Origin of the sequence: Mesorhizobium sp. M0292 (genome assembly GCF_040321695.1) — a bacterium.
GTDB lineage: Bacteria > Pseudomonadota > Alphaproteobacteria > Rhizobiales > Rhizobiaceae > Mesorhizobium.
Genome location: NZ_JAMYSB010000028.1, coordinates 48,220 through 62,919, shown reverse-complemented (window position 1 = coordinate 62,919; position 14,700 = coordinate 48,220). Strand labels below are relative to the sequence as shown.

The 14,700-nt window shown below is 64.2% G+C and carries 15 protein-coding genes and 1 pseudogene; 10 read left to right on the top strand and 6 right to left on the bottom strand.

Translation table 11 applies throughout. The features are described from left to right. The first annotated feature begins 27 nt into the window (after nucleotides 1-27). From NKI96_RS28535 to NKI96_RS28500, 8 genes are all read left to right on the top strand, one after another. Nucleotides 28-1,275 carry an aromatic ring-hydroxylating oxygenase subunit alpha gene (locus NKI96_RS28535; RefSeq protein ID WP_352807305.1) on the top strand — a complete coding sequence of 416 codons (1,248 nt, stop codon included), beginning with the start codon at nucleotides 28-30 and terminating at the stop codon, nucleotides 1,273-1,275. A gap of 37 nt (nucleotides 1,276-1,312) precedes the next feature. Next, nucleotides 1,313-2,413 (top strand): FAD-binding oxidoreductase, encoded by a 1,101-nt coding sequence (locus NKI96_RS28530; RefSeq protein WP_023755571.1) that lies wholly within the window; start codon nucleotides 1,313-1,315, stop codon nucleotides 2,411-2,413. Nucleotides 2,414-2,574: 161 nt separating this feature from the next. After that, nucleotides 2,575-2,997, top strand: a complete 423-nt coding sequence (locus tag NKI96_RS28525; RefSeq protein ID WP_023684294.1) for a PqqD family protein — start codon at nucleotides 2,575-2,577, stop codon at nucleotides 2,995-2,997. Nucleotides 2,998-3,149: 152 nt separating this feature from the next. Next, nucleotides 3,150-4,199: a serine kinase gene (locus NKI96_RS28520; protein WP_352807302.1), complete on the top strand. Its 1,050-nt coding sequence runs from the start codon at nucleotides 3,150-3,152 to the stop codon at nucleotides 4,197-4,199. Further along, nucleotides 4,196-4,939, top strand: coding sequence for a glycosyltransferase family 2 protein (locus NKI96_RS28515; RefSeq protein WP_352807300.1), 744 nt, complete (start codon nucleotides 4,196-4,198; stop codon nucleotides 4,937-4,939). Before NKI96_RS28520 ends, NKI96_RS28515 begins: the two co-directional genes overlap by 4 nt. Nucleotides 4,940-4,972: 33 nt before the next feature. Then, entirely contained in the window at nucleotides 4,973-5,725 is a 753-nt protein-coding gene (locus tag NKI96_RS28510) for a glycosyltransferase family 2 protein (RefSeq protein ID WP_023725907.1), read from the top strand. After that, nucleotides 5,710-6,402, top strand: a complete 693-nt coding sequence (locus NKI96_RS28505) for a glycosyltransferase family 2 protein (protein WP_245274171.1) — start codon at nucleotides 5,710-5,712, stop codon at nucleotides 6,400-6,402. The genes NKI96_RS28510 and NKI96_RS28505 overlap by 16 nt, the downstream gene beginning before the upstream one ends. Next, nucleotides 6,402-7,871 carry a nucleotidyltransferase family protein gene (locus tag NKI96_RS28500; RefSeq protein ID WP_352807297.1) on the top strand — a complete coding sequence of 490 codons (1,470 nt, stop codon included), beginning with the start codon at nucleotides 6,402-6,404 and terminating at the stop codon, nucleotides 7,869-7,871. The genes NKI96_RS28505 and NKI96_RS28500 overlap by 1 nt, the downstream gene beginning before the upstream one ends. A gap of 45 nt (nucleotides 7,872-7,916) precedes the next feature. On the opposite strand, the gene NKI96_RS28495 is transcribed toward NKI96_RS28500, so the two are convergent. The 6 genes and pseudogenes from NKI96_RS28495 to NKI96_RS28470 form a co-directional block, all read right to left on the bottom strand. Then, nucleotides 7,917-8,657: an FAD-binding oxidoreductase gene (locus NKI96_RS28495; RefSeq protein WP_023752436.1), complete on the bottom strand. Its 741-nt coding sequence runs from the start codon at nucleotides 8,655-8,657 to the stop codon at nucleotides 7,917-7,919. Then, the gene (locus NKI96_RS28490; RefSeq protein WP_352807295.1) at nucleotides 8,654-9,265 is read right to left on the bottom strand and encodes a sulfite oxidase-like oxidoreductase; all 612 of its coding nucleotides are present in this window, start codon (nucleotides 9,263-9,265) and stop codon (nucleotides 8,654-8,656) included. Before NKI96_RS28490 ends, NKI96_RS28495 begins: the two co-directional genes overlap by 4 nt. 134 nt (nucleotides 9,266-9,399) lie before the next feature. After that, nucleotides 9,400-9,630, bottom strand: a pseudogene (locus NKI96_RS28485) (PDZ domain-containing protein); the annotation flags it as partial. 15 nt (nucleotides 9,631-9,645) lie between these two features. Continuing rightward, entirely contained in the window at nucleotides 9,646-10,410 is a 765-nt protein-coding gene (locus tag NKI96_RS28480) for an MBL fold metallo-hydrolase (protein WP_031196287.1), read from the bottom strand. Beyond that, a complete protein-coding gene (locus NKI96_RS28475; RefSeq protein ID WP_023707783.1) occupies nucleotides 10,410-11,576 on the bottom strand; it encodes a diphosphate--fructose-6-phosphate 1-phosphotransferase in 1,167 nt (388 codons plus the stop codon). Before NKI96_RS28475 ends, NKI96_RS28480 begins: the two co-directional genes overlap by 1 nt. 99 nt (nucleotides 11,577-11,675) lie before the next feature. Beyond that, nucleotides 11,676-12,443 carry a L,D-transpeptidase gene (locus NKI96_RS28470; protein WP_023668871.1) on the bottom strand — a complete coding sequence of 256 codons (768 nt, stop codon included), beginning with the start codon at nucleotides 12,441-12,443 and terminating at the stop codon, nucleotides 11,676-11,678. 229 nt (nucleotides 12,444-12,672) lie between these two features. Here NKI96_RS28470 and NKI96_RS28465 point away from each other — a divergent pair, with 229 nt between their 5' ends. Further along, a complete protein-coding gene (locus NKI96_RS28465) occupies nucleotides 12,673-13,296 on the top strand; it encodes a LysE family translocator (protein ID WP_352807293.1) in 624 nt (207 codons plus the stop codon). A gap of 24 nt (nucleotides 13,297-13,320) precedes the next feature. After that, entirely contained in the window at nucleotides 13,321-14,646 is a 1,326-nt protein-coding gene (locus NKI96_RS28460; protein WP_023823856.1) for a tetratricopeptide repeat protein, read from the top strand. Nucleotides 14,647-14,700: the final 54 nt, after the last annotated feature.

Here is a 14,700-nt window from a genome sequence, read left to right as displayed (position 1 = left end):
CAGTCCTTAAACCACGAGGACAGAACTATGGATACGCGCAACGACATGCTGAGGCTCCTGAACGGCCGCAAGCAAGGCTTTTCGCTGGAACAGCCCTTCTACACCGACCCGGACTATTTCAAGCTCGACATGGAGCTTATCTGGTATCGCGACTGGCTGTTCATCGGCCATGATTGCGAACTGCCGAAGCCCGGCAGCTATATCACCGTGCAGATCGGCGATTATCCGGTGGTGCTGGTCCGCGACCAGAAGGGCAACATCAACGCCTTTCACAATTCCTGCCGCCATCGCGGCAGCCGTGTCTGCAACACTGAGAAGGGCATGGCGGCAAAGCTTGTCTGCCCCTATCACCAGTGGACCTACGAGCTTGACGGCCGGCTGCTGTTTGCCCGCCAGATGGCCGACGGTTTCGACAAGAGCCAGTTCGGCCTGAAGCCCGTCGCCTGCGAGAGCGTCGGCGGCTACATCTTCATCTGCCTGGCGAAAGAACCTGCCGACTTTGCGCCGATGCGCGCCATGATAGAGCCCTACCTCAAGCCGCACCGGCTGAATGAAGCCAAGGTCGCCTTCGAGAGCACCATCATCGAGAAGGGCAACTGGAAGCTGGTCTGGGAAAACAACCGCGAATGCTATCACTGCGCCGGCAATCATCCAGAGCTGTGCAAGACATTCCCCGAAGCGCCGACGGTGACCGGCGTGCAGGGCGCCGACAGCGATCCGGAGATGCTGGCGCACTGGGCGAAATGCGAGGCGGCGGGCCTGCCGAGCAAGTTCCGCATCGATCCGGCCGGGCAATACCGCGCCACCCGCGCGCCGCTGCTGCGCGATGCCGTCAGCTACACGATGTCGGGAAAGCGCGCGGTGACGAAGAACCTGTCCGACAGTGTTGCCGCCGACCGCATCGGCACCTTGATGCACTACCACTATCCGACGACTTGGAACCACATACTGATCGACCATGCGGTCACCTTCCGGGTGCTGCCGATCAGCGCCACGCAAACCGCGGTGACGACCAAGTGGCTGGTGCACAAGGATGCGGTCGAGGGGGTCGACTACAACCTTGAGGAGCTCACCCATGTCTGGACCGAGACCAACGACCAGGACCGCCGCATCGTCGAGGAAAACGCCTTCGGCATCCTGTCTCCGGCCTATGAGCCCGGCCCCTATTCGGAGCTGCACGAGGGCGGCGTGATCCAGTTCGTCGAATGGTACGCGGCCTTCATCGGCCCGCGCCTTGCCGAAGGTGGCAGGCCGGCGCTGCGCAGCGTCGCGTGAGCTGGAGCAGGCGAAGAAGGACCGGAGGATGAATGCGATGACGGATCTTGGGCTCTATCGCCATCTCGACCAGATGGCGCCCTGGAACGATAGGCTGCAGGTGCTGGAAGTGATCGGCGTCAGCGACGAGGCGCCTGACGTCAAGACCTTCACCTTCCGCTCCGACAACCAGACCTGGTTCCGCTACAAGCCGGGCCAGTTCCTGACGCTGGAACTGCCGACACCGGACGGGCCGCTGATGCGCACCTATACGCTGTCGTCGTCGCCATCGCGGCCGTTTTCGATCGCGGTGACGGTCAAGGCGCAGGCCGGCAGCATCGGCACGCGCTGGATGTTCGACCATCTGGTGCCCGGTTCGCATGTCAAGGCCTACGGACCGGCCGGCGACTTCTCGTTGCACAGCCACCCGGCGGCCAAATACCTGTTCATTTCCGCCGGCTCCGGCGTGACGCCGATGATGTCGATGCTGCGCTGGCTGAACGACTGCGCGCCATGGACCGATGTCGGTTTCGTCAACTGCGCGCGGCGTGCCGAAGAGATCATCTTCCGCAAGGAACTCGAACTGCTCGGCGGCCATATGCCCGGCCTGTCGCTCGGCTTCATGATCGAGGAACGTTCCAGCCGCGAGGGCTGGTACGGTCATATGGGGCGGATCGACGCGATCCGGCTGCCCTTGCTGGCTCCGGATTTCCGCGAGCGCGAAATCTTCTGCTGCGGCCCCGATCCGTTCATGCGCGCCGTGCGCGGCATGCTGGATGCCGCCGGCTTCGACATGACGAAATACCATCAGGAGAGCTTTGCCGCGCCTGTGATGGAGGAAATTCCGGCGCCGTTTGCCTCCCCGGTCGAGGACGGCATCGCTGCACCTGTCGAAGCCGTGACGCCGATCCGCTTCTCGCTTTCGGAGGTCGATGCCGGCTGCGTCGCCGGCCAGACCGTGCTGCAGACCGCGCGCAGCTCGGGCGTGCGGATTCCCGCCGCCTGCGAGTTCGGCCTGTGCGGCACCTGCAAGGTGAAGAAGGTCTCCGGCGAAGTCGAGATGAGCCACAATGGCGGCATCCTCGACCACGAGATCGATGACGGTTTCATCCTTGCCTGCTGCTCGAAACCGTTGTCGGCGCTCGAAATCGAGGCTTGAGCCGGTCGACTTCGCCGCAACGGTCGCCGACGCAGGCGTTGTGTTCGCGGGTCTTTGTCTTGCCAAGCATAGGCCGAGTGATTTAGACGCACTTAGGAAGGGCTGGGCAGACCGTGAAGCCGGCGCATCCCTTCAGGGCGCATGGGACGGGGGACACAGCGATGCAACAGCGGGTCTACGCGGTCGCAAGCAAGGACATCGTTTTCGAATCATTCGATGGCGAAGCCGTCGTTCTCGATCTTTCGAACGGCAAGTATTTCGGCTTTTCCGATTCCGGCAGCCGGGTCTGGCAGGCTTTGTCGTCCGGCGTCGCCACTGAAGCACTGGTCGGAGCTGCCGCGGGCGCCGCAAAAACAAGCCTGGCCGACCTCGAAAGCTTCGTTGCCCGACTGCTCGATTTCGGGTTGCTTGCGCCAGCCGAAACACCGGCACAACCGCTTTCGGGCGAGCTGTCGGCTGCGCTTGCTGCCAGCAATGAGCCGCTCAAGGTCGATGTCCATGACGACCTTGCCGATCTCATCATTGTCGACCCGATCCATGAGGTTGAGGAACCTCTCGGCTGGCCGGCGGTGAAACAGGCATAATCGTTTCCCTAAAGCGCGTCGCGTTTGAACGGACTCAGGCGACGCGGTTTAGATCTTTGATTTTATGCATGTCGTCGTCTCAAAACCGGGGCCACCCCGAGCGACATGCATCAGGCGACCCGGCGCAATTCTGGACGCTGAACAACCAACACATGCCTTTGATCACGCTGCAAACCCTGCCGGATTATGCCCGCCATGTGCTGGCGGCCGCGGAAAGCGCCGCCGCCTTCTATCCCGTTACCGCCAGCGTGCGGTTGCCGGGACTGGAGCTGAGTGTCCACCTCGACCATGGCACGCTGGCGGAAGCCAAGAGCCATGCCTTCATACCGGCCCCGGAAAATCCGTCTGCATCTGACGGCTGCCGCATTTTCGTCGCCCACCCGGGCATCGATGGCGTCCTCGCCCCGGCCACCTGGGGCCGAGGCGATTACAACCATCATGCCTTTGCCAACCGGCTGGAAGAGGCCGGATTGCGCGGCAGCTACTATCATGACCTCGATTTCTGGCAGTTCCATGATCCGCAACGCCATGTCGGGGCGCAGCTGATGATGGCGGCCGAGGCCTTTCCGCCATGGGAACAGGCGGCGCCGCTGCGCGCCTTCCTGCATTGGGAATATGCGGCGCGCGGCATGCGGCTTACCCATGCCGGCACGCTGGGCATCGATGGCAAGGGCGTGTTGCTGGCGGGCTCCGGGGGAGCCGGAAAATCGGGAACAGTCGTCGCCGGCCTGCTCAATGGGCTCGATAGCGTCGGCGACGACTATGTGCTGATCGACCGGACGGGGGGGGTGACGGCCTATCCGCTGTTTGCCACGCTCAAGCAGGATCCGGAGGGCTTCAAGCGGCTGAAGCTGGAGGAGCGGCTAAAGTCGTACCAACCGCTGAACTGGCAAGGCAAGCATGCCTTTCACATCAACGAGATCGCGCCTCGACCAACTCCTCCAAGTCTGGACATTATTGCTTTGATAGTGCCCCATATCAGGGGAGGTGCGAGAAGCTCGGTCATGCCCATATCGCGCAAGGATGCCATGATCGCCCTGGCGCCGTCAGGAATCGTGCAGATGCCGGGCGAGCGGGAAGCGGGCTTTCGCTTTTTCAGCGAGCTTACCCGCGATCTGCCATGCTACCGGCTGTCGCTGGGGACCGAGCCGCGCGAGATCGCCGGCACGATTGCGGATTTCGTCCTTCGGGGCTCCGCATGAAGTTGAGCGTCATCGTGCCGGTCTGCAATCGGGAGATCTATGTCGTTTCGACGTTGCGGTCCCTGCTCAGGCAACGCGACGATGCCGATCTCGATATCATCGTTGTCGACGATGGCTCGACGGACAGCTCCGTTGAAGCAGTCCGCGCCATCATGCGGGAAGCGTCGTGCATCCGCCTGTTCCAGCAGGCAAACCAGGGCGTGGCCAACGCGCGCAACACAGGGCTGAGGCAGTTGCTGCCGCAAACCGAACTGGTGTCGTTCCTGGATTCGGACGACGTCTCGCCGGCTGGACGATTCAAGGCTGGCCTACCCCTGTTCGCGGCCGACCCTGCGCTCGAGCTGACCTACTCGCTGATGACGCGCGTCGATCTCATGGACGACGAAGCCCTTCAGCCGGCACCGGGCGGCGCAGGTCCCACCGTGCGCGGCGTCAGCCTTAGCGCCGGGATATTCCGCAGGGCACTCATCGACCGTACAGGTGCTTTCGACGAGGAGTTCCGGCAGGGCGAAGACGCCGACTATCTGCTGCGCATTTTCGAAACCAGCCCAAAGCACATTTTTCCCGACACCGTCGCGGTATACTACCGGCGCCACCCCGGCAATTTGACCAAGCAAAGGGATGTGGCGGTGCGCGAATACCTACGTGTAATTCAGAAATCCTTGCGGCGGCGCAAGGCCGATCCGTCGCGGCGCCCGGTCGAGGGGCTTTTCGAGATCAAGGGCCCGGCAGAGTGGTGAAAGAATGAATAGATCACAGCCTGGAATGCGTGCGTGAAGCTGAGCGTGATCATGCCGGTCTACAACCGCGAACGCCATGTCGGCTCGGCGCTGCGCTCGCTGCTGAGGCAGCGCGATGCCGCCGATCTCGACATCATCGTTATCGATGACGGTTCGACCGACAGTTCGGTGGCGGTCGTGCGCTCGCTGATCGCGGAGGCGCCGTGCATTCGCCTTTTCCAGCAGCAGAATGCCGGGGTGACGCGGGCACGCAACGCGGGCTTGCGGCAATTGCTGCCGCAGACCGGGCTGGTATCGTTTCTCGATTCCGACGACATTTCCCCGCCGGGCCGCTTCAAGGCGGATCTGGCCTGTTTCGACGCAGACCGCACCCTCGAGCTCACCTATTCGCGCATGACGCTGGTCGACGACATAGATGACGATACACTGGAGCCGACAGCCGACAGCCACTCGGTGACGGTTCGCGGCATTCACCTGTCTCCCGCCATCTTCGTCCGGCGGTTGGTCGAACGCATCGGCAGCTTCGACGAGGATTTCCACCAGGCCGAGGACACCGACTATCTGCTGCGCACTTTCGAAAGCGGGCCGAAATTCACGATGCCCGACACTGTTGCGCTCTATTACCGGCGCCATCCCGGCAACATGACCAGGCAGGCCGATGTTCCTTTTCGCGAATTCATGCGCGCCGTCTACAAGTCGATGAAACGGCGCGAGGCCGACCGCTCCTTGCACCCTGTCGACGGCATCTTCGATTTCAAGGAACTTGCGAATTGGCGTTTCCTGTGATGGCCAGCTACGGCGTCGTCATTCCGGCCTTCAACGCGACCGCCACCATCGCCGAGACGCTGCGATCGGTCGCGGCCCAGACGGTCCAGCCCGACGCCATAATCGTCGTCGATGACGGCTCGACCGACGATACGGTCGCGGTGGTCAATGCGCTGGGCATGCCGGTGCAGGTGTTGCGCCAGGACAATGCCGGACCAGGCAGCGCCACCACCAGGGGCATCGCCGCGCTGGCGACGCCCTTCGTCGCCACGCTCGATGCGGACGATCTGTGGCTGCCGACCAAGATCGAAAGGCAGCTGGAGCATTTCGAGCGGTTTCCCGCGACGGCAGGAGTCTTTGCCCACTGGCGGACGTTTCGCGATGACAAGCCCGATGTGCAACAGGACGTGGCCGTGGCGGGCTGGTCGCGCACGACGATGATGATCCGCCGGGAGGTAGCCGAGGCCGTCGGTCCGATCATCGACCCGCAAGGCGGTCGCGGCGACATGGTCGACTGGATCGCCCGTGTCCGCGAGGCGGGCTTTGCGCTTGCCATGCTCAACGATGTCCTAACCTTGCGCCGCATCCGGCCCGACAGCATGTCCTATGGACGCGACCCCGTGCGCGACCGCGGTTATGTCGAAGTCGTAAGGCTGGCCATGCAAAGGCGAGCAGCGAAAAAGGCGAGCGCCGACTGATGGCCAATGCCATGCGCCGTATCGGCCGTCGGTTTCCGGACTATGGTTGGTCATGGCCCACTGGCGGCCTCGACCAGTTGCTGAAGGCCGCATTGCTCCCCGATGAAGAGGCGGCCGGGGCCTATGCGGCGCGCTGGCTCGACGAGAACGATATCGACCATGCTGCTTTCCGCGAGCATCGGCTGCTGGCCGCGATCTCCGACAGGTTCGGCCGCAAGCTCGCTGGGCATCCGGCCTATCCACGTCTTGTCGGCCTGCAAAAGATGCTGTGGACCAAATCGCGACTGGCTGCGCGCGAGGCCGAGCCGGCGCTACAGGCCATGATCGACGCCGGCTGCGCGGTGATGCTTATCAAAGGCGCCAGCCGCATCGCCGTCAACGCGTCGGCGCAGCGCGGCCGGGTGGCGCATGACATCGACATACTGGTGCGCTCGCAGGCCATGATTGCCGCCTTCGATGTGCTTAGCGAACGCGACTGGCAGATCGCCACCGGCGTCAGTCCGCAATATCTGCGCACCAGGCTGGCGTCCTTGCGTTCGATGAATTTTTTCAAGGGCAGTTTCGGCGACATCGACCTGCACCAGCTCGCTTATGACGGGTCGCAGCAGAGCACCGAAGACGATCTGGCGGTCTGGCAGCGGGCACTGTCGGCCGAATTCAATGGCGTCCGCGTGCTTGTGCCCTCGCCTGCCGACCGCATGACGCTTGCCATCGCGCATGGCGGCCTCGATGCCCACACCCACAGCGACTGGCTGGTCGACTGCGCCGTCGCCATCGAGGGCGACGAGGTCGACTGGGACGTGTTCGCCGATATCGTCGCCAGGCGCCACCTGGCCGTAGCCGCGGCGGTGGCGCTGTCCTACCTCAGCCTGGAAATCGGCATTGCAGTGCCGCCGGCTGAACTGGCACGGACGGTTGCGAACGCCGATCACGCCGGCCTGTCGCGCTGGTCCTCGGTGCTGCAGGCCAAGCCGCGCACCGATTTCGGCGGTCTCGTCTGGCTGTCGCGCGGCTTTGCCAAGCAGTTGCGCCTGAAACGCAAGAAGGGCCGACTGCAGCATCCGACGCCTGCTGCCGTCTGGCGCGGCAGGCCGACATTGCGCAAGGCAAGAGCGACGCCGGAACCGTTCGCGCTTTCTCAGGCCCTGCCGCGTCCGGACAGGACTGGAGAGATGATGCTGGACGTCACCGTCAGGATCGTCGTTCCGCCAGTCCGCCGCCGCATCGAGATGGAAATCAATGCCGGCAGCGGTCACGTCGCCCGCTTGCGTTCCATGGTGATCAGCCGCGCCGGCGGCGGACGTGTGCTGCGCTTTCGCGGCAAGGTAACGGTGGACGACACCGGCCGGCCTCTGGTGATCGAGGCACGGCCATCGCGCCAGTTCCGCAACTGGGACAATGAGGCCGAAGTCGCCGCCTATGGCGCGCTGCCGTTCCAATTGCTGTCGGCAAGGTTTTCACCCGCCTGAGAGCGGGTCGCTGTCTCCATGAAACGGTGAACCACTGTGGCCCTCTCAGACGCCATAGCGCTCGGTGCGGATGATTTCCGCTGGTATGCCGGCGTCGATCAGCGCCCGGGCAGCCGCCGAGACGAAGGTGTTCGACCCGCAGACGAAGGCGAGCGCCGGCGGCCGCGGCAGCCGCGTGAGCGCCTGCATGACCATTGCCGTGTCGATGCGCCTCGAATAGTCGGACGGGCGCCGTGCCGCCTCGCGCGTCAGCGTAAGCACCAGCTCGAACCCGTCGCGTCGGTCACCGAGACCGATCAGCTCGTCGCGGAAGATCACCTCGTCCCAGACCCGCACCGAAAACATCAGCGCCACCGGCACCGCCGATTTGCGCAAGGTCCGGTGACGCACCATCGCCATCAGCGGCACCACGCCGGAGCCGCCGCCGACCAGAAGCAGCGGCCCGCCATCCCCATCGGACCAGACGAAATGGCCGCCGAGCGGCCCGCGCAGTTCGATCTCGTCACCGACCGCGGCGATGTCGTGGAAGAAGGGCGAGACTTCACCGTCGTCGAGCTTCTCGATCGCCAGCTCGATCGTGGCGCCGCTCTCCGGCGCCGAGGCGATGGAATAGGAGCGGCGCGCCTGGTAGCCGTCAGGCGCCGTCAGCCTGACGTCGACATGCTGTCCGGCGCGATAGGCGAATGGCCGTGACAGCGCGAAAAAGAAACTGGTGACGCGTGGCGTCCGCTTTTCGATCCGGGTGATTTTCGCCGTCTGCCAGGGAGATTGCGGCGCTTCGCTCATGGATCGCCGCTATAGCGCTGCTCGCGCCACGGGTCGCCATAGATGTGATAGCCGCGCAATTCCCAGAAGCCCGGCTCGTCGCGCTCGGTGAACTGCAGCCCGTTCAGCCATTTAGCCGATTTCCAGAAATAGAGATGCGGCACCAGGAGCCGCGCCGGGCCGCCATGGTCGGCAGTGATTGGCTTGCCTTCATAAAGCAGCGCCACCATCGCCTCCCCCGCGGTGAGATCCTTGGCCGGCACGTTGGTGGTATAGCCGTCATAGCCATGCGCCAGCAGGAAGCCGGTCGGCGCTTCGATGCCTGCATCGGCAAGGATGTCGTCGACCAGCACGCCTTGCCAGGCGGTATCGAACTTGGTCCAGGCGGTAACGCAATGGATGTCGCGCGTCATCTTGGTCAAGGGCAGCGCGTTGAACTCGGCCCAGTTCCATTTCTTGATCGGGCGCGGCCCGTGCTTGAGCGTGAACGACCAGTCCTCGGTGCGCACGCGCGGCGTCGGCCCCGCCGACAGCACCGGAAAGCCCTGTTCGAGATACTGACCGGGCGGAATGCGCGCATCGGTCTCCGTCGGAGGCTTTCGACCGGAGGAAAAACCGCGAGTGACCATCGGACTGTCCGTTTTTAGCAGGCCATTGCCGGCCTGCCGTAATGTTCTCGAAGATGTCGCGGCGGGCAACAGGAATTTTGGCGGGGCCGTGCGGCAGGCCTGCCGATCGTTCAGCGAGCCCGCCGCATCATGACTCAACCGGCGGCGAAGGGTACGGCGACGAAGATTTGCGCGTCGCCCCGGTCGACCAAAAGCAGCACCGACTTCCGGCCCGATCTGCCGGCCTCGGCGATCGCCTGGTTGGCTTGCCGCGCATCCCGCACGGGCGACCGGTCGACGGCGACGATGACGTCGCCCGGCTGCAGGCCGGCATTGGCAGCTGCCTTGTCCGGATTGACGCGCTCGACCACGGCGCCACGCTGGTTCCAATCCCAATGTCGTCAGAGGCCTCCGGTGCGCCTGAGATAGGCTGTGGCGATCTCGCGCATCCGGTTGCCGTCGAAGCTCGGCCCATGGCCGCCATGGCCGAGGCGAACAGGCAGGTCAAGGAGCCGCTGCATGGTACGGCGATAATCAGGCCGGGAGGAATCCGGCAGGTCGTCGATCAGCGTGGAATCGTAGATGGCGTCGCCGGCAAAGAACAGGCCGTCTGCCTCGTCGAACAAAGCGATCGAATCCGGCGAATGTCCGGGCAGATGCAGGACGCGGAACTGCCGGTCGCCGAGGTCGACGATGTCGCCCTCGTCCAGCGTGCGCGTCAGCGGCGCCGGCGGAATCTTGTAGTCGGCCGCCGTCCAGCCCGGCGCCGGCAATTTCGAAACGGCGCCGTCGAGATTACAAAACATGTAGGCGTAGGTCACCTGATCGTTCATGGTCTCGAAATGCTCGGCACTGTGCCGCGGCCCGGCGCGCAGCGGAAACTCGTGCAGCGAGCCGACATGGTCGAGATGGATGTGGGTGGCGACAACGATGAGCGGCTTGCCCTCGGGCGTGTCGATCTCAGGCGCCAGCGGGCAGATGCCCATGCCGGTGTCGACCAGCAGGTCGGCGTCGCGTCCCCTGAAATGCCAGATGTTGGCGCGCACGAAATCATGCACGAACGGCTCGGTCAGCATCGTCGTGCGGTCGTCGATGATCGTCTTGCCGAACCAGTCGCCGACAACGCGCTCGCCACCAAAACGGGTGCCGCCAAAACGGCCGCCCATCAGACGAAGGGCTTTCCCACCTTGTATTTTTCCGGCACCAGCCGCTTCAGGTAAGCCATGCCCGCTTCCGACAGCTGGTTGACATCGGGCTTCATGAAATCGTCGGGCATATGGCGCGTCTTGCCGGCGACGTTCTTCAGCGGCACCTTCTTCAGCAAGGTTTTCGTGCCGTCATATTGCAGCGCCACCGAGCCACCGCCTTCGCCGGCAACGGCAACCGCGAAGGCGCCGGCGTCGAAAGCCTCCTGCGCGTCGACGGCACTGATCGAGCCGACATAGCCGCGCGGCATGTAGCCAAGCGCATCGACGCGGGCGCGCTTGCCCGGCAGGCCTTCGGCGAGCGCACGTTCCAGAGCTGACGGCAGGTCGCTGCCCGACAGTTTGACGTTGCCATGCGCGTCGCGCTCGAGCTTGTCCGGCGGCACCAGGCTTTCGACCAGCGCCTTGCCGTCGGCGGTGCTGACACCTTCGGAGACGGCGACGATGCAGCGCTTGTGGCGGTCGAGCGTGGCGCGCACGTCGTCGATGAAACCGGCGGCGGAGAATGGCCGTTCCGGCACGTAGACCAGATGCGGGCCGCTGTCGGGATCGAGCTGCCAGGCTGCAGCCGCCGCGGTGAGGAAGCCGGCATGCCGGCCCATGACGATGCCGACATAGATGCCGGGCAATGCGCGGAAATCGAGATCGACGGACAGGAAGGCGCCGGCGACGAATTCGGCCGCCGAGATGAAGCCCGGCGTGTGGTCGTTTTCCTCGAGGTCGTTGTCGATGGTTTTTGGCGCATGGACGAAAGCGATGCTGCCGCCGGCGGCGTCGGTCAGGATCTGCTGCGTGCCCGACGTGTCGTTGCCACCGATGTAGATGAAAGCGTCGGCGCCGGCCTTCTTCAACCCGTTGAGGATGACTTCGCAATAGGCAGCGTCGGGCTTGTCGCGTGTCGAGCCGAGCGCGGCACTCGGCGTGCCGGCGATCAGCCGCAGCCGGTCCTCGGGGATGGCGGAGAGGTCGACATAGTTGCCGTCACGAATGCCGCGCACGCCGTGGAGCGAGCCCAGCACCTTGGCGCCGGGATGGCGCTTGCGGACTTCCAGCGTGGCCCCGACAACCGTCTGGTTGATGACGGCGGTCGGGCCGCCGCCCTGTGCGATGACAAACGTTCCAGCCATGCTCGATCTCTCCCGGCGCTGTGGTTTTCAAGGCACCTTGGCCTAGCTTGCCGCATCGCGCAACGGGAGTTTCCAGCGGCGCCAAACCGCCGCACAGGATCAGACGACCACGACCGGGTTCTTCTTGGAAACGCGGCTGTAGAGGTCGATGATATCCTGGTTGATCAGGCGCACGCAGCCCGACGACATCGCCTGGCCGATGCTCGCCCATTCCGGCGAACCGTGTATGCGGTAGCCGGTGTCCTTGCCGTCCTGGTAGATGTAAAGAGCGCGTGCGCCGAGCGGGTTGGTGAGGCCACCGGGCTGGCCGTTTTGCCACTTCACCAGTTCCGGCTTGCGCTGGATCATCTCCGGCGGCGGCGTCCAGGTCGGCCATTCCTTGCCGTACTGGATGTTGGCGCGGCCGGACCAGCGGAAGCCGTCCTTGCCGATGCCGACGCCGTAGCGGATGGCGTCGCCGCCCTCCTGCACCAGATAGAGCTTTCGCTCCTGCAGATGGACGACAATGGTGCCGGGCGCCTCGCCGGTCTCGTTGACGACGATCTGGCGGCGGAACTCCGGCTTGACCTTCTGATAGGGCACCGCCGGCACTTCGAAGCCGCCATCGTTGAGCGAAGCGTACATGACATCGGGGCCGGTGACGTTCTTGTCGACGCTGATCGCCGGACGGATCGGCCGCACCGAGCCGGTGACCGTGTCATCCAGCTGGAATTGCGGCAGCTCGAGCGTCGAAGTGCTGCAGCCGGCCATGCCGAGCAGCGTCATGGCGCCGGCCCCTGACAGGACGAAGCGGCGGGAATAGAGATGTTCGGTCTCGTTTGCGTCGCCATTTGCTGGCGGCGTCACATTCTGCGGCAACTCACGCATGCACCCAAACCCTACGCTGTCGGCGGGAAACACGGTCCGGCCGGATAGCAGGCAGTTTCGCCAAACATGGTTGAAAAAGGGTGAAGGCCCAACGACCGGTCTTAAGCCTGTGCCGCCAATAGCCGCAGCGATCTGGCGAAATGGTCCGCCGTGCATTTTTGGGAGAGGGCTCTTTACATTCCTCCGCACACGAGGATTTATCCTTTTCTTTGCGCTCAAGGAGACAAAGATGTCGTTCGAAAACTGGGCCGCCTTCACCGCCGCCTCCACCGTTCTGCTCATCATTCCCGGCCCGACCATTCTTCTGGTCGTGTCCTATGCGCTGGGCCAGGGCTGGCGCACCGCCTTGCCGATGGCCGTCGGCGTGGCGCTGGGCGACTTCACCGCCATGACCCTGTCGATGCTGGGCATCGGCGCGCTGCTGGCCGCGTCGGCGACCGTGTTCACCATTCTGAAGCTGATCGGCGCCTGCTATCTGATCTATCTCGGGGTAAAACTGTTTCGCGTCGGCGGCGCGCTCAAAGCCGAACCACGCACAGATGCCGTCTCGGCCGCCAAGATGATGGCGCACGCCTGGCTGGTCACCGCACTCAACCCGAAGAGCATCACCTTCTTCGTCGCCTTCCTGCCGCAGTTCCTCAACCGGGAAGCCGATTTCTGGACACAGATGCTGATCTTCGAAGCGACCTTCCTGGCGCTCGCCTTCGCCAATGCCTTCGGCTACGCGCTGATCGCGGCGCGCGCCCGCAACGTCGTACGCAACCCCAAGGCGATCCGCATCTTCAACCGCACCGGCGGCACGCTGCTGGTCGGCGCCGGGATCGCCACGGTGGCGATGCGCTCGGGCAATTAGGAACTGCGGAGCATCAGGGCCGATATGGCAGTAAGAGATCCATTCGGCCTAATGTTTTCGGGCGCGACCGAGGCCGGGTTTTCACCCTACAGCCAGGCCGTGCATGAATTGCAATGCTTCGTCGGCGACCCGGTCGGCTCCGTTGACCGCGCCATATCGGCGGATCCCGGTTTCGTCATGGCGCATGTCTTCAAGGGGTATCTGTTCGGCCTCGCCACCGAACGCGAGGCAACGGCGGTCGCCCAGGAATGCCATGCTGCGGCACTGCCGCTTGCCGCGACGCCGCGCGAACAGGCGCATGTGGCGGCCCTTGGCCACCTTGCCGAGGGACGCTGGCATGACGCCGCGCGCCTGCTCGAAGATATCGCCATCGACAACCCGCTCGACGCGGTGGCGTTGCAGGTCGGCCACCAGATCGACTTCTTCACCGGCAATGCCCGCATGCTGCGCGACCGTATCGGCCGCGCGCTACCGTCCTGGCAGAGCGGCATGCCAGGTTATCACGCCATTATCGGTATGCAGGCCTTCGGTCTCGAGGAGATGGGCGACTATGTCAGAGCCGAAAGTTTCGGCCGACAGGCGATCGAGATCGAGCCGCGAGACGGCTGGGCGCAGCATGCGGTCGCCCATGTCATGGAGATGCAGAGCCGGCAACGGGACGGCATCGCCTGGATGCGCGCCGACCCCGAGGCGTGGACGAAGGAAAGCTTCCTGCAGGTGCATAATTGGTGGCATCTGGCGCTGTTCCACTACGATCTCGGCGAGACCGACGAGGTGCTCAAGCTCTATGACGGGCCGATCTATGGCGAGCGTTCGACGCTGGCGCTGAACATGATCGACGCCTCTGCGATCCTGTGGCGGCTTTATCTCGGCGGTGTCGATGTCGGCGACCGCTGGGCAGCGCTCGCTGCCAACTGGGCGCCGAAGGCTGGAGCCGGCAATTACGCCTTCAACGATGCGCATGCGATGATGGCATTCGTCGGCGCCGGTCTCGAAGCGCCGGTCAAGATCTTGCTCGAAGCCCAGCACGAGGCGATGCGCGGCAGCGACGACAACGCCGCCTTTACCCGGGATGTCGGCCAGCCACTGACGGAAGGCATCAAGGCATTCGGCGAGGGCAATTACAGCGAAGCGGTGCGCCTAATCCGACCGATCCGCGCCATTGCCCATCGCTTTGGCGGCAGCCACGCCCAGCGCGATGTGATTGATCTCACGCTGATCGAGGCGGCGTTGCGCGCCGACGACACGGCGCTTGCCTGGGCGTTGACGGCCGAGCGCGCACTGGTCCGGCCGGACAGTCCGCTGTCGGCGCTGTTTTCGCAACGCGCCGCCAATTTGTCAGAGAATTGACCCGCGGCGGATCTTGTTTTAAAAACTGGCAAGCCAGATTTTTTCGAGACCCGA